The organism is Nostoc sp. JL23, from assembly GCF_017115065.1.
In the GTDB taxonomy this organism is placed as follows: Bacteria; Cyanobacteriota; Cyanobacteriia; order Cyanobacteriales; family Nostocaceae; genus Nostoc; species Nostoc punctiforme_A.
Window position 1 is genome coordinate 159,509 of record NZ_JABXKN010000092.1, and the last position, 24,969, is coordinate 184,477.

Below are 24,969 nucleotides of genomic sequence, written 5' to 3' on the forward strand. Positions count from 1 at the left end.
ATTGTGTTAAGGAGGGGAGTTATGGTAGCGCTCACCAAAAAAGCTGAAAAACGGCTCACCATACAGCAGGTGGAAATCGCTCAAGAAACGACGGCTATTCGCTCTTTGGATTGGGATCGCGATCGCTTCGATATTGAGTTTGGTCTGCAAAACGGTACTACTTATAACTCGTTTCTCATTCGTGGGGAGCAGACTGCCTTAGTTGATACCTCCCATGAAAAGTTTCGTCAACTATATTTTGATACGCTTACTGGACTAATCAACCCAACAGAGATTGATTATTTGATTATCAGCCACACTGAGCCAGACCATAGCGGTTTAGTGAAAGATTTGCTGCAAATGGCTCCAGAAATAACCGTTGTCGGTTCTAAAGTGGCAATTCAGTTTCTTGAAGATTTAGTACATCAGCCATTTAAGCGGCGGATTGTAAAAAATGGCGATCGCTTAGATTTGGGCAATGGTCATGAATTTGAATTCGTGATTGCTCCCAATTTACATTGGCCCGATACCATTTTCAGCTTCGACCACAAAACCAAAACTCTCTACACCTGCGATGCTTTTGGGCTGCATTATTGCTCAGATAGCACCTTTGATGAAGACTTAGCGGCTATCGAAGAAGACTTTCATTACTACTACGACTGCTTGATGGGGCCAAATGCCCGATCGGTTCTGTCTGCCCTGAAGCGGATGGCGGAACTGAAAACCATCGACATGATTGCCACAGGACACGGGCCATTATTATCTCACAATGTTGAAGAACTAGTTGGACGTTACCGCACTTGGAGCCAAAGCCAAGCCAAGCCAGAAACAGTGATTGGCATATTTTACGTTTCCGAATACGGATATAGCGATCGCCTCGCGCAAGCAATTGCCAACGGTATTGGGAAAACTGGTGTAGCTGTGGAAATTGTCGATTTGGGGTCTGAAGTCGATTTACAAGAACTGCGGGAACTAGTTAGCCGCTGTGCTGGGCTAATCGTTGGTCTACCTCCGGCTTCTGGCGCTGCGAGTATTCAATCTGCACTCAGCACAGTTTTAGGATCTGCCAAAGAAAAGCAAGCTATCGGCGTATTTGAAACAGGCGGTGGTGATGATGAGCCAATAGATCCTTTGGTGAGTAAATTCCGCAATTTGGGTTTGACAACAGTTTTTCCAGCAATTCGGATTAAACAAACACCCACAGAAAACACTTACAAGTTGTGTGAAGAAGCAGGTACAGACTTAGCTCAATGGGTAACACGCGATCGCACTATCAAAGCTATGAAATCCCTTGGTGCTGACTTAGATAAAGCATTAGGTAGAATCAGCGGCGGACTATATATTATTACTGCCAAAAAAGGTGATGTATCCAGTGCGATGTTAGCCTCCTGGGTTGCTCAAGCAAGCTTCAAACCATTGGGATTTTCCATTGCAGTCGCCAAAGATCGGGCAATTGAATCACTTATGCAAGTAGGCGATCGTTTTGTTCTCAATGTTTTAGAAGAAGGCAATTTCCAACCATTAATGAAACACTTTTTGAAACGGTTCGCCCCTGGTGCCGATCGCTTTGAAGGCGTGAGAACTCAGCCAGCCGAAAATGGTGCGCCCATCCTCAACGACGCCCTCGCCTATATGGAGTGCGAAGTTATCAGTAGAATGGATTGCGGCGACCATTGGGCAGTATATAGCACAGTCTACGCTGGACGGGTTTCTAAGCCAGAAAGTTTGACTGCTGTGCATCACCGTAAAGTTGGCAACCACTACTAAAAAGTTACGAGTTAGGAGTTAGGAATTAGAAGTTAAAAATTAGGAGTTGTAGGGACGAGTTTAACAAAACATATCGTCTGGACAACGGAAATTAAAAAATTTAGATTAACGACTTTCTTCAACTCATAACTCATAACTCATAACTCTTGTTTTAGCTATGTCAAAAAATAAACCCCGTGACGTTCAAGTTTGCCCCATTGCTACAGATACGAGAATACTGCGATCGCGCAGTTGGTCAAGGCTGAGATTTGAAATTGAATATGCTCTTGCTAAGGGTACAACTGCTAATTCTTATTTAATCGAAAGCGAGAAAACCGCAATTATCGATCCTCCAGGGGAAACCTTTACGCAAATTTATTTAGAAGCTTTGCAGCAACGTTTCCATTTTGAAGATTTAGATTATGTAATTTTGGGGCACGTAAATCCTAACCGCGCTGCAACTTTAAAAGCTTTGTTAGAAATTGCCCCGCAAATCACCTTTGTATGTTCAAATCCAGGGGCGATAAATTTACGTGCGGCGCTGGAAAATCCAGATTTACAAATTCTTGTCATGCGGGGCGAAGAAACTCTAGATTTGGGTAATGGGCATAATTTACAATTTATTCCTACCCCCAATCCCCGCTATGCAGATCAACTTTGCACCTACGATCCGCAAACAGAAATTCTGTACACAGATAAGTTATTTGGGGCGCACGTTTGTGGAGATCAGGTATTTGATGAAGGGTGGGAAGTATATAACGAGGATCGGCGCTATTATTTTGATTGCCTCATGGCTCCCCACGCCCGTCAAGTTGAAACAGCGCTGGATAAACTTGCTGATTTTCCTGTGCGAATGTATGCCAATGGACACGGGCCTTTGGTACGCTATGGCTTAATCGAATTGACGAAAGCTTATCGGGAATGGAGTCAACAGCAAACTTCTGCTGACTTGACAGTAGCGTTGATTTATGCTTCAGCTTATGGGAATACAGCCACATTAGCCCAAGCGATCGCTCGTGGGATCACAAAAGCTGGCGTTGCCGTAGAATCGATTAATTGCGAGTTTACTGAACCAGAAGAAATCCGGGCGGCTGTGGAAAAAGCCGGTGGTTTCATCATCGGTTCTCCTACCCTTGGTGGTCATGCACCGACACCCGTACAAACAGCTTTAGGAATTGTGCTATCCACCGCTACTAACAATAAACTCGCTGGTGCTTTTGGTTCCTTTGGCTGGAGTGGCGAAGCGGTTGATTTAATTGAGAGTAAATTAAAAGATGCTGGCTATCGGTTTGGTTTTGATACAATCCGCGTAAAATTCAAACCCGACGATGCCACCTTACAATTGTGTGAAGAAGCTGGAACCGACTTTGCCCAAGCACTGAAGAAAGCCAGAAAAGTGCGATCGCAGAGTCTTCCTGCAACAACTGTAGAACAAGCAGTTGGGCGAATTGTGGGTTCTCTTTGCGTTCTCACAGCCAAGGAAGGTGATCGCTCCAGTGCCATGTTAGCTTCTTGGGTATCTCAAGCCAGCTTCAATCCACCTGGTTTAACTATCGCCGTCGCCAAAGAACGCGCAGTGGAAACACTGACGCATACAGGAAATAAATTTGTCCTTAACATCCTTAAAGAAGGAAACCACTTAGGATTGATGAAGCACTTCCTCAAACCTTTTGGCCCAGGACAAGACCGATTTGCTGATGTCGCCACCGAAGAAACAGAAAGCGGTTCTCCCATACTTACGGATGCTCTAGCATATCTTGAATGCTCCGTACAAAATCGGATGGAATCTGGCGACCACTGGCTGGTTTATGCAACTGTCGAGAGCGGCAAATTGTTAGATAATGATGGCGTTACAGCCGTGCATCATCGCAAGTCAGCAACTCATTATTAATTGGGAATGGGGCATGGGGCATAGGGCATGGGGCATTGGTTATTAATTCTTCTCCCTGACTCTCTCACTCCCCATTCCCTCACTTCCTCACTCTCTAATCTCCACTCTTCTTTAAAGAATTCAACTCTGGCGTTTTTATCTCGACACTTCGAGTTCCGAACTCGGTGTTTCGTGTTCTGAGGCTCAAGTGTCGAGTTCCGAACTCAATGTTTCGTGTTCTGAGGCTCAAGTGTCGAGTTCAGAACTCGGAGTTTCGTGTTCTGAGGCTCAAGTGTCGATTTCAGAACTCGGAGTTTCGTGTTCTGAAGCTCAAGTGTCGAGTTCCGAACTCGATATTTCGTGTTCTGAGGTAAACAGTAGAAGTTTGGAGAGCGATCAATTAAATAGGAACCTCAGCTTCCGCCACAAAAGCTTTTAGGACTGGTGATTCCTCTTCTAAAACCTCTTGACCAAATGTCTCTATATGGCAGTGGATAGCAGATTTAACATCAGCTAGTGCTTCTTCATAGCTGTCACCTTTGCCAACTACAACCCCCTTGATACCCAAGGGGTATGCTACGTAACCGTCATTATGTTTTTCAACAATAATTTTGATTGCTCTCATTGTCATATAAAAGAATGGCTGAAAAGTTCGGGGGGAATGTAGGACTTACACACAATAAACCCTTCAACCCCCTTAAAAAGTTGACTCTTCGGAAGGCGGCTATTTGCTAAAGCTGTAAATTTGCTGTGTCTCCAAGCGATCGCTAATTGATGAAGGCAGTGTACCATCAGTGAATATCTGCCGATCTAGTTGGACTTGTAAATTACTCAAAGGATCGCAACCAGAGGAAATTAGAAATTCTAATTTCTGGATGTATGGCAAAGTAGCGAGGTTGTCCAAAATTTGGAAGATTGCCTGTATATAAGGATGACCACTCTGCTGATACCAATCACAGCTAGCAACTTTTGCCTGATCGAAACCCAAGTGTACAGTTAAAGATGGTTCGTCAAATATAGCGATCGCTAAGGGACGCGCTTCTTCCTGCAACAATAAATCATTAGTTTTCGCTAAGTGTCGCAGTTTCTCTAAGCGTTCATAACGTTCCGTCACAGCTTCTGGGTCATCTTGCCAGTGGATTGCTACTGTCACCAGATAAGTCTGTAACAGCATGTGACCCAGCTTTTTCGCCTTTGTTGCTAGATAATAGGAATTGTAATCGGTTGCCTCAATCAACAATGGCACGCGATCGACTACTTCCAATCCATAACCCTTGACTCCAGCAATTTTGCGGGGATTATTGGTAATCAAGCGAATCTTTTTGATGCCCAAGTCCATGAGCATTTGTGCCCCCATACCGTAGTCTCGCAGGTCAGCAGGAAATCCCAAACGCTCATTTGCCTCTACTGTATCCAGTCCCATATCCTGCAATGAGTAGGCTTTCAGCTTGTTAATTAAGCCGATTCCCCGCCCTTCTTGACGTAGGTATACAACTACACCTTGACCGGCAGCCTCAATCATTTTCAGTGCAGCTTCAAGCTGCATCCGACAGTCGCAGCGCAAAGAACCCAAAGCGTCACCAGTTAAGCATTCTGAGTGCATCCGCACCATCACAGGCTCATCTTTGAAGTTAGCTGGATCGCCCTTGACAATTGCAACGTGTTCTGTATTATCCAGAGTATGGCGATAGGCGTAAATTTCAAACTGACCGAATTGACTAGGCAGCTTGGTAATAACCTCACGATAAACTAGGCGATCGTGCTGTAGGCGATAGCTGATTAAATCCGCAATACTAATAATTTTTAAATTGTGACGTTTCGCGTATTCAACTAACTGCTGTAACCGCGCCATTGAACCATCGGAGTTTTGAATTTCACAAATTACCCCCGCTGGATATAGCCCTGCTAATCTCGCTAAGTCCACAGCAGCTTCCGTATGTCCTGCGCGTTTGAGTACGCCTCCAACCTTAGCCCGAATCGGAAAAATATGACCAGGACGACGTAAATCGGTAGGTTTGGTGGCTGGGTTGAGAGTAACCTGGATAGTGCGGGCGCGGTCTTCTGCTGAAATGCCTGTAGTGACACCTAATTCTGGTCCGGCATCAATACTGACAGTGAAGGCAGTTTGGTTAGTATCTGTAATATTACTTACCATCAAGGGTAAGTCTAGCTCGTCTAAGCGATCGCCTGTCATTGCCAAACAAATTAGTCCTCTTGCTTCCACCGCCATGAAATTAATCATGTCCGGTGTGGCAAATTGGGCAGCACAAATTAAGTCACCTTCATTTTCTCTATTTTCATCATCTACCACTACAATGACGCGACCTGCTTTTAGGTCTGCTAAGGCGGCATCAATCGAATCAAATTTAAAAGCTTGGGTAGGATTAGGCTGTGACACAGAAAGATTTCCAGCTATAAACGTAAATTTTTTTAACAATTTCTTCTTTTAGATTGTAGCTCCTTTATAAGGCAGAGAAGTAGACTAGCAATGATTTGATAAGGGGGCAAAATTTTTTGCTATAAAAAGTGGGGATAAAGTGCAGCGACAGTAAAGGATGAAGGGGATGAGGAAGAATAATAATCGTTTCTTTGCTTCCCCATCTCCTCAGAACCAAGTAGAGGGGTTTAAGACGTTTTGTGCGCTGTGCGTCTGGTCGCTGATATTGTTGATAGCTGATAACGAATTAACCATTCATGGGATAAGGATTTCAGATCATGGGCAAATTTAGACGCGTACCCGTTGGGATTGTTGGCGCGTCGGGCTATGGTGGAGTGCAGTTAGTACGACTATTGATGGATCACCCAGAAGTCGAAATCGTTTATTTAGGAGGTGAGAGTAGTATCGGGAAATCCTTTGGGGATCTCTACCCGCATCTGGCTCATGCAACTAACCTGCTAATAGAAGCGGTAGAACCAGAAATAATTGCTCACCGCTGTGAAGTAGTTTTCCTGTCTTTACCAAATGGTCTGGCTTGTCAAATCGCACCTAAACTGTTGGAAAAAGGATGTAAAGTACTAGATTTGAGTGCAGACTATCGATTCAGTGATTTGATAACTTATACAAATTGGTATGGTACAGAGAGAACCGATCGCACAATCGCAGCTACAGCAGTTTATGGATTACCAGAACTGTATCGCGATCGCATTGCCGAAGCTCAACTCATTGGCTGTCCTGGTTCTTATCCCACGGCCAGTCTCCTTGCACTTTCGCCACTTTTAAAGCAAGGCTTAATCAGACCAGAAACAGCTATTATCGATGCCAAGTCTGGCACATCTAGCAGTGGACGGCAGGCTCAAACCAACTTATTACTAGCTGAAGCCGACAACTCCATAGCAGCTTTCAATGTTGGTCGTCACCGTCATACCCCAGAAATTGAGCAAATTTGCAGTGACTTAGCCGGTCACGAACTCATGATCCAATTTACACCGCACCTTGTCCCAATGGTACGCGGTATTTTGGCAACGGTATATGCCACAATGAGCGATCCCGGTTTAGTACGAGATGACTTAATCACAATTTTCTCAGCCTTCTACCGCAACTCTCCTTGGGTAAAAGTCTGCGGTAGCGGCGTTTACCCGCAAACCAAGTGGGCTAACGGCAGCAATCTTTGTTACATCGGTGTAGAAGTTGACCCACGCACAGGTCGCGTCATCGTCATGTCAGCAATTGACAATCTAATCAAAGGGCAGGCGGGCCAAGCCGTTCAGTGTCTAAACCTGATGATGGGCTGGGATGAAACCTTAGGGTTGCCCAAATTGGGGTTTTATCCGTAAATCAGTTAGGAGTTAAAAGTGATGAATTATGAATTAAAAACTCCTAACTCCTAACTCCTAACTCCTAACTCTACTTCGGCCCTAACCCCACAGCACCAGCATAAACGGCGCGATCGCCTAGTTGATCTTCAATTCGCAGCAAGCGATTATATTTTGCTACGCGTTCGCTGCGGCACAGAGAACCTGTTTTGATTTGACCCGCACGGGTTGCTACAGCTAAATCAGCGATCGTTGTATCTTCTGTTTCACCAGAACGATGGCTAATTACTGAACGGATACTATTGCGAGTTGCCAAATCAATCGTTTCCAAGGTTTCGGTGAGTGAACCAATTTGATTGAGTTTTATCAAAATGGCATTAGCGGCTTTTTCTTGAATGCCTCTTTGCAAGCGAGTAGCGTTAGTCACAAACAAGTCATCTCCTACCAATTGCACCCGCGAACCTAACTTCTGGGTCAGCAATTGCCAACTTTGCCAATCTTCTTCGTGCAAGCCATCCTCAATTGACACAATTGGGTATTGGTCAACTAGTTGTCCTAAATAATCAATAAACTCAGTCGGGGCGTGAGGTTTACCATCGTAAACATACTGACCATTCTTGTAAAATTCACTAGCCGCCACATCCAACGCCAAAGCGACTTGTTCCCCTGGTTTGTAACCAGCTTTCTTAATGGCAGCAACCAGCAATTCTAAAGCGACCTGATTTGACTCTAGGTTAGGGGCAAAACCACCTTCATCACCCACACCAGTAAGCAAACCCTTCTCATCTAACACCTGACTGAGGGTAGCAAACACCTCTGCACCCCAGCGCAATGCTTCCCGGAAGGAAGTTGCACCAATTGGGACAATCATAAACTCTTGAAAGTCCACGTTGTTTGATGCGTGTGCGCCACCGTTAATCACATTCATCAACGGCACTGGGAGCAAATTCGCTAAAGGGCCACCCAAATAGCGATATAGAGGAATATCTAGAGATTCAGCACCTGCTTTGGCTGCTGCTAAGGAAACCCCCAAAATCGCATTCGCGCCCAAATTGGATTTGTTAGGAGAACCATCTATGGCGATCATTGTCCGGTCTAGCAGTTCTTGGTTGAGGGCATCCAAGCCTAGTAATTTTGGTGCAAGTGCTTCTTTGACGTTTTGTACTGCCTTGAGTACGCCTTTGCCCCCATAACGGCTTTTATTATCGCCATCACGCAGTTCGTGAGCCTCAAAAGTGCCAGTAGAAGCACCACTGGGAACTTGCGCCAGTCCGACAACACCGTTAGCTAAATGCACTTCGGCTTCAATTGTTGGTCTACCGCGAGAATCAAGAATTTCACGGGCTGCGATCGCCTCAATGGCAGTATCTAGAAATTTACTCATCTGTACTTTATCCTTTATTCGAGTGTGTTACGCATCCAGTCCAGTTGCCTAACCCAATCGCTAGCATAGGCGGTTAAGAGACTTTCTCGGCTGAGATTAAAGAAGATTTCCATTATAGGGATAGGGAGCAATGCCCAGAATGGGTAATTCTTTATTTTGTCCTTTCGGCTTTTAATTCTTTCTGTGACGGCATTTTTACCTTAAGACTTTGAGCTAGGTAAAATGTTTGCAGAGAATAACACTAAATCAATTACAGAGAAAAGGTCAATATGCGATTACTACACACAATGCTGCGAGTGGGCAACCTTGAAGAATCCTTAAAGTTCTACTGTGAAATTCTCGGAATGAAATTACTGCGCCGAAAAGATTATCCGGGCGGAGAATTTACCCTGGCTTTTGTTGGCTATGGCGACGAAAGCGACAACTCGGTGATCGAACTCACCTACAACTGGGGCGTGGAAAAGTACGAATTGGGTAATGCTTACGGTCACATTGCTCTTGGCGTTGATGATATTTACGCTACGTGTGAAGAAATCCGCAATCAAGGCGGTAAAGTCGTGCGCGAACCAGGGGCGATGAAACATGGTTCGACGGTAATTGCTTTTGTGGAAGATCCAGATGGGTATAAAATTGAACTAATTCAACTGGGAACTCAAGGTTCAGCAGTCAAACAAGAATCACAAGAGCAACTTGTGAGTCAGTAATTTTTATCAGGGATTTCCAAAAAATAAATTATCCGTAGGGTGGAATGTCATTTATTTAAGCTAGATTCAGATCCCCGACTTCTTGAAGAAGCCGGGAATCTGGACAGCAACTTGTCCTTAAGAGCCATAGGAAAATCCACGCTGATGTCTTAAAAAGTTGAGCTAGAGAGAGAAATTGATTCTTTCCGTGTCGTCTCGTGTCAGTAAACCCAGACGCGCGAGACTTTTCCGTTTTTAGGCGGGTTCGGGGATCTCCTCTACGTAAATCCTATTACTATTACCCCAATACTGCCCTTGATGAGCAACACTAATAGCGACGCCGAATATCCTATCGTAGACATCGCTCCCATAACACCATCGGGGAAAGTCTGCTCATAACAGTGTTTTCGTTTTAAATTAGGAAATAGGCAATAGATTAAACTATCATCAATTGCCAATCCCAAATTGCCACCAGAGATACACGCGGATATACGCTGAGAATGTTTGGATAATTATCTGGGTATTAAGGAGTAGGGTTACAACCACTCCCTACTCCCTTTAATAATCCCCAATCCTTAAACTAAAAATTCAAATTCCAAAATTCTAAAGATGCAACCTACAGATCCCAATAAATTTACTGATAAAGCCTGGGAAGCAATTGTTAAATCTCAGGATATAGTCCGTGCTTATCAACAACAGCAACTAGATGTTGAACATTTAATTATTGCTCTGTTAGAAGAACCCACTAGTCTAGCAATACGTATCCTGGCTCGATCTGAGGTCGATCCAATCCGCTTGCAGCAGCAGCTAGAAGCCTTTACCCAACGCCAGCCCAAAATTGGTAAAAGCGATCAGCTTTACCTTAGCCGTAATTTAGATATTTTACTAGACCGAGCCGAGGAAGCTAGAGCCAGGATGAAAGACTCCTACATTTCCGTGGAACACATACTTTTGGCTTTTGCTGAAGACGATCGCATTGGACGAAAGATACTCAAAGGCTTTAGCGCGGATGCACCTAAACTCGAAGCTACTATCAAAGCCGTTCGCGGTAGCCAAAAGGTCACAGATCAAACCCCAGAATCCCGCTACGAAGCCTTACAAAAATTTGGCAGAGATTTGACAGAACAGGCAAAAGCTGGAAAACTCGACCCGGTGATTGGGCGGGATGACGAAATTCGGCGGGTAATTCAAGTATTGTCTCGTCGTAGCAAAAATAACCCTGTATTGATTGGTGAACCTGGGGTAGGTAAAACTGCGATCGCAGAAGCATTAGCACAGCGGATGGTAAACGGTGACGTTCCCGAATCTCTGAAAAACCGCAAGTTGATCTCGTTAGATATCGGCAGTTTAATTGCTGGAGCAAAATTACGAGGTGAATTTGAAGAACGCCTAAAAGCGGTTCTCAAGGAAGTTACTGAATCTAATGGTGACATTGTTCTGTTTATTGACGAACTGCACACTGTAGTCGGTGCAGGCTCTACTCAACAAGGGGCAATGGATGCCGGAAATCTGCTCAAACCAATGCTGGCGCGGGGAGAACTGCGTTGTATTGGCGCGACTACCCTTGACGAATTCCGCAAACACATTGAGAAAGACGCTGCCCTAGAACGCCGCTTTCAGCAAGTATTTGTCGATCAGCCAAGTGTGGAAAATACTATTTCCATTCTGCGGGGGTTGAAAGAACGCTATGAAGTTCATCACAACGTCAAAATTTCTGATTCGGCTTTGGTAGCAGCAGCGACTTTATCAGCACGTTACATTAGCGATCGCTTCTTACCAGATAAAGCTATTGACTTAGTAGATGAAGCAGCAGCGCAGTTGAAAATGGAGATTACCTCCAAACCAGCCGAATTGGAAACCATCGATCGCCGCCTCATGCAGTTAGAAATGGAAAAGCTGTCATTAGCTGGCGAAGAAAAGGGTACTCCCCAAACGAAAGAACGTTTAGAGCGCATTGAACAAGAAATCGCCAATTTAACGGTAAAGCAGCAAATATTTAATGAGCAATGGCAAGGTGAAAAGCAGATATTGGAGGCTATAAGCGCCTTAAAGAAAGAAGAAGATGCGCTGCGAGTGCAAATTGAACAGGCGGAACGCGCCTACGATCTAAATAAAGCTGCCCAACTAAAGTATGGCAAATTGGAGGGAGTGCAGCACGAGCGTGAAGCCAAAGAAGCGAGCCTTTTAGAAATTCAAAACCAAGGTTCCACGTTGCTGAGAGAACAAGTTACTGAATCCGATATTGCCGAAATCGTCGCCAAGTGGACAGGAATTCCCGTCAATCGTCTGTTGGAATCGGAACGACAAAAATTACTGCAATTAGAAAGTCATTTGCATCAACGAGTCATTGGGCAAGAAGAGGCTGTAGAGGCAGTAGCAGCCGCAATTCGCCGCGCCCGTGCGGGGATGAAAGATCCCTCTCGTCCCATTGGTTCATTTTTGTTCATGGGTCCCACAGGTGTGGGTAAAACCGAACTTGCCCGTGCCTTAGCTCAGTTTCTCTTCGATTCTGATGATGCATTGGTGCGCCTGGATATGTCTGAGTATATGGAAAAACACTCAGTTTCTCGCCTTGTGGGAGCGCCTCCAGGATATGTAGGCTATGAAGAAGGCGGTCAACTTTCCGAGGCAATTCGTCGCCGTCCTTACTCAGTGGTGCTGTTGGATGAAGTCGAAAAAGCGCACCCCGATGTATTCAATATTTTGTTACAGGTGCTAGATGATGGGAGAATTACTGATTCTCAGGGAAGAACGGTAGATTTTCGTAACAGCGTTATTGTGATGACCAGTAACATTGGTAGCGAACATATTTTGGATATATCTGGTGATGATTCCAAATATGAAACGATGCGGATTAGGGTAATGGAAGCCTTGCGATCGCATTTCCGCCCCGAATTTCTCAACCGCGTCGATGATATTATTCTCTTCCATACCCTAAATCGCACTGAAATGCGGCAGATCATCCGCATTCAACTCAAACGGGTAGAAAATCTCCTCCGCGAGCAAAAAATCTTCTTTGAGATATCCCAATCTGCTTGTGATCACCTTGTAGAATCAGGCTATGACCCAGTTTATGGTGCGCGTCCACTGAAACGAGCAATTCAGCGAGAAGTAGAAAACCCCCTTGCCACCAAATTATTGGAAAATACTTTTATCTCTGGAGACACGATTATTATCGACAAAAATGAAAACGGTCTATCTTTTAGCAAAAAAGTGCCTGTGAAGGTGTCAGTACCACAGATTGCTACATAGCACCTGGCGTCTTTCCTTCACTCAATGGTACGTATCCAAAGGGCTGTAGGGAGAAGACCAAACTGGCTTGGATACACAAACAAAGTCTAAGAATAATTGAGGGTTTGAAACCCACGGAGGTGGTTAAACCCCGTGTTTTTGCGGTTTCTAACACCCTTTTTAATGTTAGACTGCGTGTTGCATCTATGATGCCTAGTAGCTTCTGCCACAGGGTACTAATTTCTCGTACCTTGTGGCAGAAGCTTGCTTGCTTTAAAGGTGGTAGTCGGATTTACGCCAAGCTCTACTAGCGAGTAATGAGTAATTAATCAAAGCAATGTGAACAACAAGATTTCCGACTTCTTAATTTAAAGAGGTCGGGAATCTAAGCTGCACATCTGATTATTTTGCACCTAACTGATATTTTTCCTTTAACAGATGGGTATTATAAGCTTACTCTGCTGACAACATCTTCATAAATTTGTCTTCAAATAAAACACATTTACGCAAATCTACTATGAAGTAATGCTCTTGTGATTTATCAGACTGGAACAAAATAATTCTGAAAAATCAGTATTTACCGGATCAAATGAACAATTCATAAATGATATAACTTTAATAAATTATCTTTTTTTATAGCTATTTTGTTTGGAGGTTAGTAAGGCCAAAGAAAGTAGTTAGATAAATATCATCTCATCCAATGTCTGTAGAAATACTTGATAGGTATGAGTGAAACTTTAAAACAATAGAAACTCCGCTACAATCTACTCGATCAGGAAGCAGATATGTCTCGAAAAGGTCAGCTATTCAAGGTAATTCAAAAAACCTTCAGACAAATTAGTAAGCAGCTTTTATCTGCAATCAATAAGCAAATTATTTGGCTTTTGCGAACTATTTCTGGTACTCAAAGAAGACGCGGTTCGGTTAATTCTGGTTTTGTATTGCCAACAGTGGCGATGGTAGTTTTGGTAGTTGTACTGTTAACAACTGCAATTTTATTTCGGTCTTTTGAGCGTTCTAAAAATGCTAGTAATGTCCGCGTGAATGAAGCAACAATGCAAGCCGCCACCCCTGCATTAGAAAGGGCTAAAGCCAAAATAAGTGCACTGTTTGCTGACCCGACTCTACCACGCTCTGTCCCATCAAATCTAACCCTATACAATACCTTAATTAATAAACTTTCTATCTATACATTTGGTGATGAAACTCCTATAACCCTGGCTTATAACCTGAATAAAAGTACTATAAGTACTACAAATCCGATGATTGAAGCAGGTAGTAGTATGGCTTTAGAAAATCAAGAAAACATACAAACAGCCTGGAAATTTCCTGCCGATACAGATAATAACGGTAAATTTGATAGCTTTATTCTCTATGGGATCTACTTCCGCACTCCCCCCCAAACTGGTACACTCCGAAATAGAAGCCCACTAGATGCTAGAACCCCTCCTATGCTACCAGCTAAGGCAGGTGGAGCTTGTGACGTAGCTGGTGATACTAGCGCCAGCTTAATAGGTAGTTCGGGTTGGTATAAGCTACCAACTGGCGAATTGAAAAAAAGCTTTTTCGTTTATGCAGTCACAGTTCCTATTAGTGATATTGCTCAAGCTACTTCTCTTGACACAACCAAATATGAGAAGTATCGAGGTAATAAGGGCTTCTCGGCATTAGAAATGCAACAAGATCGTAGTCAAGTTTCTATTACTAATAATGCCGTTGTCTATGAAGATGACTTAGATATTACACCTGGGCCTCGATTCCGTCTCAATGGACGCATCTTTACCAACAGTAACTTATTTACTGCTAAAACTAATCAAGATATAACTCTATTTCAGGTCAGTAGCAGATATTCATGTTACTACGAACGAGAAAATAGCAAGATAGTTATTGGCGGCAATATTGCAACTAGTAGTCCAATCAGTACAAGTAATACAGGTGGAACATACGTAGATTTATTTATAGAAAATGGTGCACCTACTACAAATAAAACTTTAGCATCTACTAATAAAACCACCTCAAATAACTCGAATGACATTGCCTATAACACTCAGGCTTATGCTCAACGCATAGACTTATTAGTGAAGGCACAACTTAACAATGCTGCTACTACTGATCCTCAAGAAATCAGAACTAATATAACCAACCGAACTCTAAACGATCCAAGTTTAGATGCGACTAAAGTACGTAAGGAAGAATTAGAAAACTGGTTCCGTAAGCGTACTAGGCGTGTACCATTTAAAGAAGTTCTTTATGGTAATTCTGCTATTGAAAAATCTGCTGGTGTCGATTACACCACAGCAGATGCAGCAACTTTTATGAAAGGTTCTGTTAATACGTTACGTCCAATGGATGCCTGGATTTATCCAACAGATGCTAACACAACACTAACACTAGATACAGCGCAACTACCTACTGGAGATCCAGACGTTGTAGATAATACTCCCGTAATAGAAACACAGTTAGGCGATCGCATCGTAGTAGGCAACAACCTGCCTGAACTTATATGGGATAGCACAAAAGGAGACTTTGTAGGAGAGAATGATCCACAAGCCATCTCTCCTGCGGTGAGGTGGACAGGTAGCACTACCAAAGATCGAACTCGTAGCACTCGCGTCAGACAGTTATCAGATTTAGGGGTAACAGGACGTGATGGTTTTTGGGAAATTTCAGCCGCTTCACCCCGATCTAATCCCCTTGATGTGGTCGGTGGACTAAGGGTGATTACAGGCGCAGGAGTATATACACCTATAGGTTCTGGACTAAGAGCACTCGTCCAACCTACTCTTCCAACACGAGGAGGAAAGCCTGAACTGCTTGACGATCCAAGCACGCCGACTCCAAGCACGCCGATATTGCCATCGGAAGTCAACGAAAGTTATGGCACTGTAGTCTGGCCTGATACTATGCCTATGGTTGTATCCGATCCGACCGATCCTCTGAATGCGAGTAAACAAAAACGTGGTGATTTGGTAATGCGTGCCACGGTAGTGTATCACTACAATTTTGATTCCTATAATCCTCAGGCGGCTACAGCAGACGATTATCAAACACCCATGGCCTGTGTAAGTAGCTACTACAACCCTACCAATCAGGCAACAGCAACTACAAACACCTATAATCCCCTTGATTTAACAACAGTAGCAGCATCTAACAATGGGATTGTTTACGCCGCTCCCGCTACTACATCTGCTGGCGTAACTAGAGGACAAGCAGTAGATGGCAATGGTTTTTTTACACTTGGAGCTAATGCTGATGATGTGACTAACACTGGTGTAACTTTGCTAAATCGCTTGAAGTATCAAGCCAACTTGGTATTTCCCAATGGCCGCCTTGTGAATCCTCTACTACGACAAGCACTGGCCAAAGCAACTACCAGTAAACTCACTCTCTCTGAGCAATCAGCAATTGACTCTACTATCTGTGCAATACAGATTGCTGATGGCACTCTGACTCGGAGTACTACCTACATTCCTGATGGCGCAATCAAAGAAACTGCATTTCTTGATGCCCGACAAATTAAAGCTATAGATAAAGGTGGCACATTAACTGGAAACTACAATTTAGAAGTTGAACAGCGTCAGCCTCTCGAAATTCGTGCCACTAGTATAAATTTAGGTCAGCTTCGCACACAAGCAATCGGCGCTGCGTCGGATAACGAATATTTATTGCCCAATAGCGGCATTATCTATGCCTCTCGTGATGATGCTCAAAAAGATCGCAGTAACCCAACTAGTGAAAATATCAGCGCTAGTGACTACAATCTCGATCCAGAACGGCGGCCTAACGCCATTATGTTGATTAATGGAAGTAACTTGAGTCGCCAGACTAATTACAGAGCAGAAGAAAAAGGCTTAATTTTAGCAACTGAGCTACCAGTGTATGTTAAAGGCGATTTTAATCTGCACGCTAAACAAGAATTCAAAACCCCGGATCTTTTACCTGCTCCCAGCGCTACTACCTACGATACTAAATTTTACACTCGTGCTGCGGCAAATCGCGATCCTGACTTTGCTTGTCGGCCTAGTGACCCCAGACTACCAAATTGCACAACAGGTGAAACCTGGCGACCAGCATCAGTAATTGCCGATGCTGTTACCTTGCTCTCTGGTAACTTCCGTGAAGGTTTCCGCAATGAAGGTGATTACGACTTGCGAAATAATCAAGGCAGCGATCCTAACGTCGTACTCAGCCGACTGAAGGTAGGTTTCTGGAATAACAACTTTGTCACTTCATCTAATTTCTTGACTAACTCTGGTGGTGATACCTACTATACAGGTACTCCCACTTCTGCCGACTCAGTAAACAATAACAGTTCTTACGTGAACAACTTCGTCACGCCCATTCAGCGTCGAGGAAGTTTCCCAGAGTATGTAATGGAGATGTGCTTCAAGATACCAGTTTCAGATTGTCAACCGGGTGACTGGTATGTGGGTTTAGATAGTGATAGTAATATAGGCAATGCTTTAGATAAAGACACAGAAATACTCAAAAGGTCTAGTGATGTAGTTGGTGTAACTGATCTTACCAGACTCTTAGCTGGTACAACTGCGCGATCGCCAAGGGCTGGTTTTGAAGGATTTGCTCGTAGGGTTGCGTTCAAACGGAAATACACACCAACGAGTGATCCTGATTTTGGCAAGCTTGTTAATATTAGTAATATTGCCATAAATTATACTAATGCTACCCCCATTCCACTAGGTATAAGGTCGGGTGCAGTAGCAGAATTTCCCCTAGTTATCACAAGTGGTGCGGTAGACCCGTCTAGCATACCTGATATAAATTCCAATGCCCTATGGTTTGCAACTACAACAAATCCTACTACTAGTCCACCACCGTCTACCCTGAACGAGATTAAATTCAACAACACTGATCGTGTATTCTACAGATACCCCAAACTACCTGCTACTGGTTCGCTTAGGGATTTTCCTGGAGCCACAGACGCGACACTATTCCCTGTTTCACCCAGCAGAGATGCATCATACCAGCCGTTATTTGAACCTGTGTTGCAATTACAAATAACAACTGCAACAGCACCTACTAATCTAAATTACGCCGCTTTAGCAGGAGCGTCTAGTGTCGTTAAAAACACTAGATGGTTGTCTCAGGCAAGTCAAACAAATTTTAATCTAGTAGTTGCTGCTGGTGATACTCCAGCTCGTGTGGGTTCAAGTACCTACGAAATCAATGGGGGTTTGCATAACTTTGTGCGCTTCTTAGAAAACTGGGATGGAATTGATGCCAATATCAACGGTTCATTCATTCAATTTAAACGCAGTATCTATGCTACTGCACCATTCCAAGCTCTTGTCAGACCAGGGCCAACAACTCCTCCTGCAACCACTTCTGACCCAAATGATATTAGCGCCCCTAACCTTTTGAAGAATAATAGTATCTTTTACAGACTTCTGAATTCTGCAAGACCTGGTTACACATCAGATAGTACTTTCATTACTAATCCTAGTGGTGAAGCGCCTTATTATATGCCTCCTAACCGTAACTGGGGTTTTGATGTGGCGTTATTGGCGCAAAACCCCGACTTGTTTGCCCAACGCTTTGTAACTCCAGCAGCAGATCCTCCGAATGAATACTTCAGAGAAGTAGGTCGTGATGACCTTTGGGTGAAAACTTTGTTGTGTGGTGTACAAACTCAAACATCGGATGGGTTTGATACTGCGGACACTAGTTACTTTGGTAGCGGTTTCAAATTTGCACTACCAGCAACTGAACGCCCTACTAGCTGCCAACTCCAACCATCCTAAAGTGTTTGAATGAGAGTTTTTACATCACTTTTCGGGTGAATAGACCACGTTAACAGACCTAGCCTAGCCCCCTCTTCTCCATTCGGGAAGAGGGGAAAATTCAAAGCCTTGTAGGGGAGAGGTTAAGAATGTATTACACCCGATCGCAAATTACTTTAAAACATAGCCTTATTAAAAAATTGAGTATGAACCCACGCCAACTACAAGAATTATCTGCCCAGTCTAACGAGTCAGGTTTTACGATCATTGAGTCGCTTGTGGCGATCCTCGTGGTTGCCATTTTGCTGGTAGCGATCGCACCTGTCCTAGTAATGTCAACAGCAACTCGTGTACAAGCTAAACGGGTGGAATTGGCAACAGGAGCGGCTAAAGCCTTTATTGATGCTATTAAGTCTAAAACAATCTCAGATCCGACAATCACCGTTACACTGGCTGCTAGCACAAGTAGAAATGTATCCAGTTCAAGCAGTGACTATTTATTGAGTAGTACGTCAGTTCCTACTGTTAGCACTAGTTTGTATTGCTTTAACAAAAATGGCAGCCTTGCTAATCCCGACTGTACTAGCGATCTATTTTACATTCAGGCTATTCGCGTTGCTGTCACAGGTAGCGACGCTGATAAAGGTCAAGGCTATCGTTTGGGAGTTCGGGTATATCGTTCAGATGCTGAATTTGGCTCTTTAACTGCGGGTAGCAGTGGAAAAACAGCAGCAACATTCACTGGGGGACTAGGCGATCGCAAAGCACCACTAGTAGAAATGACAACTGAAATTGTCAGGGGTCAAAGCTCCTATAGCGCTTTGTGCGATCGCCTTGGTGGCTGTCAACCATAATTAACCCGGTAAACATAAATAATTTCATGACTCAGTATCGGTCACTAAGGAGAACCTGTAGCAAAATGAATATATTGAGGTGGCTGTTAAGTACTCAGCTAAAACCCTCTCACAAGCAAAACAAAAATAGTGGCTTTACCCTGATTGAATTATTGGTGGCTATGCTCATTGCATTTTTAGTAATTACGCCGTTACTAAGTTTTATGATCAGTGTTTTAAACACTGATGGACAGGAACAAGCCAAAGCGAACTCTGAGCAAGAAATTAAAGCTGCACTAGATTATATTACTCGCGATCTCCAACAAGCAATATATATATATGATGCTACTGGAATTGCTTGTCTAAGCGGTACTGTTGATGCTAGTACCAATAACACTTGCCCAAATGCAAGTACAACTGGGAATCAACTACCTAACGGAACAGATAAAGTTCCTGTGCTTGTTTTTTGGAAACGAGAATTGGTTAATCAAGCAATTACAATTACAGGCACTGAAAAAGATGATACTTTTGTTTACTCATTAGTTGCCTACTATTTAATTAAAGACACTAGTGCTAGTACTACTTGGTCTAACGCTGCACGCATCGCTAGATGGGAAATTAAAGATGGCGTTCCAAATACTGCTGCTACAGTGACTTGCTCTGGATTTGCTGCAACCGAAAAATTTCTCCCATGCCCAGATAAAGGCTTTAAACCATTTGACTTGTCACAAAAGGGCATAACATTACAAGCAAAAATGAATAGCTGGGCAGGAGGGGGGACTTACGATCAAGTTCCCGTGGTTTTGGTTGATTTTATAGATCAAACAACAATAGCAGACGAAACCCCGACAGTTACAGCAGCATCAATAACTTGCCCTGCCCCTACTGGCTTGGTGTTTCAACGAGTTCCATCAACGATTGTTAGAAGAGGCTTCTATGCTTGTGTTAATTCAGTTGGTGCAGATAATAGAAGTTCTGTTGAAGTTTATTTAAGGGGTAATGCACAAGCTCGTCTAATACAAAATGATGAAACTAAAGTACGTTACGCGCAAAGCAAATCTAGTTATTTTCCAAGTGCAAACATTAAGGTTCAAGGAAGCAGCTTCATCTTTACCAAATAGCTTCTATTTTTGATAAATATTAATAAAAGCAGGATAGTATGCCGAATATTCTTAGTTTAAAACTATTAGATTATTTCCAGTTGCACAGCAGAGAAACAAAGCTAAAGCAGCAATATTTAGCAAATATACCCTCTACTGATGGCTACAATCAACAAGATGCTGGATTTAGTCTTATAGAGTTAATAGTAGTACTGCTGCTAATAGGAATTTTAGCAGCGATCGCAGCTCCTGGTTGGGCTGCCTTTGTAAATCGGCAACAGATAAATAAGTTTAACGATGCCGTTTACGCAGCACTGCAAGAAGCACAGCGCGAAGCTAAAAACAAAAAACTTAGCTACAGTGTCAGTTTTCGTAAAAATAGCACAACCCAAGAGGTTGCTATTTTTCCTACCAAAAAGAGTGATGGTAGCTATTTGCCTATTGCTGAAATCAGCACATGGAAACCTTTAGGAACGGATGTAGGCGTTAGCTCTGATAAATTTTTGCTAGGTACAAATTTAAATAGCACTACTGAAAACACTGCCGATTCTAATGTATCCTATTCTTTAAATGCATCAGCAAAAATTACTTTTGACTATATGGGGACTTTACCCAATGCAAGCTTTGGAACACCTGTAGCCCCTTCGACAGAGCCACCTGGGTTAAAAATAGTGGTAGCTGTACCAAGCTCTGCAAATCCTACATTGGCTAGTAGCGTAAAGCGATGTGTCATTGTGAAAACTCTCTTAGGCTCAATGCTGGCAGCAAAAGATGATAAATGCAGTTAAGTAATTTAAATACCAATATTTATTTGAAAATACGTAATATTGCTGAACATAAAACTACACGTTGATAGCAAAATTGAAACATCATGTGCAGTTTTAATATTTGATAGATTTATTTAAGAGCCATTGATAAATTAGCCATTGCCTGAACATAATAAAAAGCGTCATCATCAAAATATACTTTTCGGAAAATGACTGAGAACCTTGACTTTACTGTAGCTATCCCAACTTATAACGGTGAAAGTCGTTTGCCTGAACTACTAAAACGACTGCAAAACCAACTTCACACCGAAAATTTAACTTGGGAAATTATAGTTGTAGACAATAACAGCACTGATAATACAGCTAAAGTTGTTCAAACCTATCAAAAAGATTGGCGAGGTCCTTACCCTTTAAAGTATTGCTTTGAAGCAAAACAAGGTGCAGCTTATGCGCGAAAAAGGGCAGTTGCAGAAGCTAAAGGTAGACTCATCGGTTTTCTAGATGATGACAACTACCCAGTATCAAATTGGGTAGTCGCAGCTTATGCTTTTGGTGAAAAATATCCCAAAGCTGGAGCTTATGGCAGCCAAATTCACCCAGACTGGGAAGTAGAACCACCGGAAAACTTTAAGCGAATTGCTCCGTTTTTAGCAATTACAGAGCGGGGAAATCTACCGCTATTATATGAAGCATCTAAAAAATTACTACCCCCTTCTGCCGGACTTGTTGTCCGTAAACAAGCATGGTTAGAAAGTGTACCAGATAAGTCTATTTTAACTGGTAGAGTTAAAGGCAATATGCTTACCAGTGAAGATTTAGAAATGTTGTCTTACATCCAAAAATCAGGATGGGAAATCTGGTACAACCCAGAAATGGAAATATCACACAAAATACCAAAATTGCGTTTGCAAAAAGATTATTTAATCCCATTCTTTCGAGGAATTGGACTTAGTCGCTGTGTAACTAGAATGGTAAATATAAAACAAATATATAGACCATTTGCTCTTTTATCTTATATGATAAATGACTTGCGTAAAATCACGGTACACTTACTAAAATATCGAACTAATCTAAAAGATGATTTGGTAGCTGCTTGCGAAATGGAACTTTTTTTAAGTAGTTTCATTAGTCCTTTTTATCTTTGGAAAAATGGATATTTTAAAAAATAAATTTTTTAATAATTAGGCATTATGACTGAATTAGAAGATGAAAATTTAGATATTAGCGTAGCCATTCCTGCATACAATGGAGCAACTCGGTTACCTAAAATTTTGGATAAGCTATTAACCCAGACAGGAGTAGAACAACTTAGCTGGGAAATTATTATTGTGGATAATAATAGTTCTGATAATACATTTGAAATAATCCATAATTACCAAAAAATATATGATGGTAACTGTCACTTAAGATATTTTTTAGAGCCCGAACAGGGAGCAGCTTTTGCGAGATTGCGAGCAGTACGTGAAGCCAAAGGGCAGCTAATCGCATTTTTAGATGATGATAATTTACCTGCTCCTGATTGGTTATCAGAAGCATATATCTTTGGATTAGAGCATCCTCAAGCAGGTGCTTGGAGTGGACAGATTCATGGTGATTTTGAAGTAAATCCGCCAGAAAATTTTGAAAGAATTCAAGCTTTTTTAGCGATTAGAGAACATGGTTCCAATCCATATTTGTTTGACGCAGATAACTTAAGACTTCCTCCTGGTGCAGCGCTTGTTGTTCGGAAACAAGTATGGCGTGAAAATGTACCACAGCGGCCTAATTTAAGTGGGAAGCTACCTGGTATTTTGGTACAGGGTGATGACTATGAACCATTGCTTTACATACATTATGCAGGCTGGCAAATTTGGTATAACCCTACCATGCACACTTATCATCAAATACCACGCTGGCGACTTGAGAGAGATTATCTCTTAACTCTGGCACGCGGTTGTGGCTTGTGTATTTTCCAATTAAGCTTGATAAATACTCAAAATTGGCAAAAACCAATAGTGTTTATAAAAACTATTTTAGGGAATTTACGCCGAGTATTAAAGCACCGTATTCACTATAGAGGGGAATTGAAAAATAATTTAATTGCACTTTTTGAAATGGAATTTTACTTGGCTAGTATGATGAGTCCTTTTTACTACTTAAAATCTAATTGGCGCAAAGGATTAAAAAATAAATTAGCCCTATAAAATGATTAACTCTAGTAACCAGTTGCCGAAAACTTCTGTAATCATCCCCGCTTATAATAGTGAAAAGACTATTACTCACACAATTCAATCTGTTCTAAATCAAACTTTGAGTGACCTAGAATTAATTGTAATTAATGATGGTTCAGAAGACTCCACTTTAGATGTTGTTACACAAATTCAAGATCCCCGAATAAAAATATTTTCGTATACCAATGCTGGCGGAAACGTTAGTCGTAACCGAGGTCTACAGCTTGCAGTTGGAGAATTTGTTAGTTTCTTAGATGCGGATGATCTTTGGACACCTGACAAGCTTCAGTCTCAGTTAAACGCTCTGCAAGAAAATGCTACTGCGACAGTTGCTTACAGTTGGACTGATTATATCGATGAAAATGGTGAAATAGTACTCTCTGGTACACATGTTATAGCCAATGGAGACGTTTATGAAAAGTTATTGTTGACAAACTTTTTAGAGAATGGCTCCAATCCTTTGATTCGTAGAGAAGCTTTAATCAAATTAGGTGGATTTGATGAATCTCTAAGTGCTGCTCAAGATTGGGATATGTGGTTGCGATTATCTTGCCAGTTTGATTTTGTATGCGTACCATCTGTACAAATATTATACAGAATAAGTGCTAATTCAGTTTCTTCTAATCTTGTAAGGCAAGAGCAAGCTTGCTTGCAGGTGCTTGAGAGAGCATATAAGGAAAGACCTTTAGCACTTAAGCATACTTGGAATATAAGCCTGACAAATTTATATAAATATCTGACATGCAAAGCCCTACAAAAGCCGTTTAATCGGCAAAAAGCTTTAACTGCGGCTAAATTCTTATGGAATTATGTTCTGAATAATTCTTCAAGGCTTCAGCGTATAAATTTCACTTTAAAGTTATTATTAAAAATTTTCATCATCCTTTTAATGCCTACGTTGTTGGACAATATTACTAACCAGCGCGAAGTAAAAAGCTAAAAAGCTGAAACATTCCTCAACACCTAGTTAGCTGAAAAAGTATCAGAATAAAAAATGTATAGCTTGGTGCATCTACCGTCTTTAGTTTATGCAAAAAATCTCTTGAAGAATAATCATTCTAACAGTGGTTTTACCTTACCAGAGATGTTAGTAGTTATTGTATTAATTAGTATATTAGCTACGATCGGAATATCCAATTGGCTGGCTTTTGTGGACACTCGCCGTCTCAACACTGCCCAAAATGAGGTTTATTATGCTATGCGCCAAGCACAAAGCCAAGCCACTAAAGATAAATTGACCAGGCAAACCAGTTTTCGTATACAAAATGGTGTCGTGCAATGGGCCGTTCATCAAGCAGAAGCAGGACAATTCATTCCTGATACTGTTAAAAACAATGGCAACCTATGGCATAACCTTGAGCCAAATATTCGGATTGATGAAGAGGAAAACGATAAAGGAAAAAAGGAGACAACTTTACGAAAACACACTTCACAGCCAATGTGGCGAGTTTTATTTAACTATTACGGTTGTCCGATCTCTGAAATTGGAAATCAGTGTACAGTAGGCGGATTAGGACAAATAACATTCTACAGCTTGAATGGTGGTAAAGCTAGACGTTGTGTCTATGTTTCTACAATTATGGGGGCTATGCGGACGGGAAAAGATCATGCTAGAGCAAACGAAAACGACAAGTATTGCTATTAAGATATTTTTAGTTGTTAAACAAGGTATTGT

Annotated in this window: 16 protein-coding genes; 13 read left to right on the top strand and 3 right to left on the bottom strand. The window is 42.2% G+C overall.

Features of this window, described 5'->3' with window-relative positions; all coding sequences use genetic code 11:
* Positions 1 to 21: 21 nt before the first annotated feature.
* A complete protein-coding gene (locus tag HWQ42_RS18550; protein WP_292814752.1) occupies positions 22 to 1,746 on the top strand; it encodes a diflavin flavoprotein in 1,725 nt (574 codons plus the stop codon).
* A gap of 157 nt (positions 1,747 to 1,903) precedes the next feature.
* A complete protein-coding gene (locus tag HWQ42_RS18555) occupies positions 1,904 to 3,616 on the top strand; it encodes a diflavin flavoprotein (RefSeq protein ID WP_292814754.1) in 1,713 nt (570 codons plus the stop codon).
* A gap of 379 nt (positions 3,617 to 3,995) precedes the next feature.
* Here HWQ42_RS18555 and HWQ42_RS18560 read toward each other — a convergent pair whose 3' ends face one another.
* Positions 3,996 to 4,226, bottom strand: a complete 231-nt coding sequence (locus HWQ42_RS18560; RefSeq protein ID WP_292814756.1) for a hypothetical protein — start codon at positions 4,224 to 4,226, stop codon at positions 3,996 to 3,998.
* A gap of 93 nt (positions 4,227 to 4,319) precedes the next feature.
* Positions 4,320 to 5,993, bottom strand: a complete 1,674-nt coding sequence (ribBA, locus tag HWQ42_RS18565) for a bifunctional 3,4-dihydroxy-2-butanone-4-phosphate synthase/GTP cyclohydrolase II (RefSeq protein ID WP_292814758.1) — start codon at positions 5,991 to 5,993, stop codon at positions 4,320 to 4,322.
* Positions 5,994 to 6,310: 317 nt separating this feature from the next.
* Between ribBA and argC the strand changes: the two genes are divergently transcribed.
* Positions 6,311 to 7,369 (top strand): N-acetyl-gamma-glutamyl-phosphate reductase, encoded by a 1,059-nt coding sequence (argC, locus tag HWQ42_RS18570; protein ID WP_292814760.1) that lies wholly within the window; start codon positions 6,311 to 6,313, stop codon positions 7,367 to 7,369.
* Between the two features lie 70 nt (positions 7,370 to 7,439).
* Here the strand turns inward: argC and eno are convergent, their stop codons facing one another.
* Positions 7,440 to 8,732 (bottom strand): phosphopyruvate hydratase, encoded by a 1,293-nt coding sequence (eno, locus tag HWQ42_RS18575; RefSeq protein ID WP_292814762.1) that lies wholly within the window; start codon positions 8,730 to 8,732, stop codon positions 7,440 to 7,442.
* 269 nt (positions 8,733 to 9,001) lie between these two features.
* On the opposite strand from eno, the gene gloA reads away from it, so the two are divergent.
* The 10 genes from gloA to HWQ42_RS18625 all read left to right on the top strand — a co-directional run bounded on the left by gloA (position 9,002) and on the right by HWQ42_RS18625 (position 24,939).
* Positions 9,002 to 9,436, top strand: coding sequence for a lactoylglutathione lyase (gloA, locus tag HWQ42_RS18580; protein WP_292738351.1), 435 nt, complete (start codon positions 9,002 to 9,004; stop codon positions 9,434 to 9,436).
* A gap of 588 nt (positions 9,437 to 10,024) precedes the next feature.
* Positions 10,025 to 12,667: an ATP-dependent chaperone ClpB gene (gene clpB / locus HWQ42_RS18585; RefSeq protein ID WP_292814764.1), complete on the top strand. Its 2,643-nt coding sequence runs from the start codon at positions 10,025 to 10,027 to the stop codon at positions 12,665 to 12,667.
* A gap of 764 nt (positions 12,668 to 13,431) precedes the next feature.
* Positions 13,432 to 18,405 (top strand): hormogonium polysaccharide biosynthesis protein HpsA, encoded by a 4,974-nt coding sequence (gene hpsA / locus HWQ42_RS18590; RefSeq protein WP_292814766.1) that lies wholly within the window; start codon positions 13,432 to 13,434, stop codon positions 18,403 to 18,405.
* Positions 18,406 to 18,590: 185 nt separating this feature from the next.
* Positions 18,591 to 19,238: a hormogonium polysaccharide secretion pseudopilin HpsB gene (gene hpsB, locus HWQ42_RS18595; RefSeq protein ID WP_292814768.1), complete on the top strand. Its 648-nt coding sequence runs from the start codon at positions 18,591 to 18,593 to the stop codon at positions 19,236 to 19,238.
* A 65-nt stretch (positions 19,239 to 19,303) separates the two neighbouring features.
* Positions 19,304 to 20,338 (top strand): hormogonium polysaccharide secretion pseudopilin HpsC, encoded by a 1,035-nt coding sequence (gene hpsC / locus HWQ42_RS18600; protein WP_292814769.1) that lies wholly within the window; start codon positions 19,304 to 19,306, stop codon positions 20,336 to 20,338.
* A gap of 38 nt (positions 20,339 to 20,376) precedes the next feature.
* A complete protein-coding gene (locus HWQ42_RS18605; protein WP_292814771.1) occupies positions 20,377 to 21,105 on the top strand; it encodes a prepilin-type N-terminal cleavage/methylation domain-containing protein in 729 nt (242 codons plus the stop codon).
* Positions 21,106 to 21,293: 188 nt separating this feature from the next.
* Entirely contained in the window at positions 21,294 to 22,253 is a 960-nt protein-coding gene (gene hpsE, locus HWQ42_RS18610) for a hormogonium polysaccharide biosynthesis glycosyltransferase HpsE (RefSeq protein ID WP_292814773.1), read from the top strand.
* Positions 22,254 to 22,274: 21 nt separating this feature from the next.
* A complete protein-coding gene (gene hpsE / locus HWQ42_RS18615; RefSeq protein WP_292814775.1) occupies positions 22,275 to 23,267 on the top strand; it encodes a hormogonium polysaccharide biosynthesis glycosyltransferase HpsE in 993 nt (330 codons plus the stop codon).
* A gap of 1 nt (position 23,268) precedes the next feature.
* A complete protein-coding gene (locus HWQ42_RS18620) occupies positions 23,269 to 24,234 on the top strand; it encodes a glycosyltransferase (protein WP_292814777.1) in 966 nt (321 codons plus the stop codon).
* 54 nt (positions 24,235 to 24,288) lie between these two features.
* On the top strand, positions 24,289 to 24,939 hold the full coding sequence (locus HWQ42_RS18625; RefSeq protein ID WP_292814779.1) for a type II secretion system protein: 651 nt from the start codon (positions 24,289 to 24,291) through the stop codon (positions 24,937 to 24,939).
* The last annotated feature ends 30 nt before the right edge of the window (positions 24,940 to 24,969 follow it).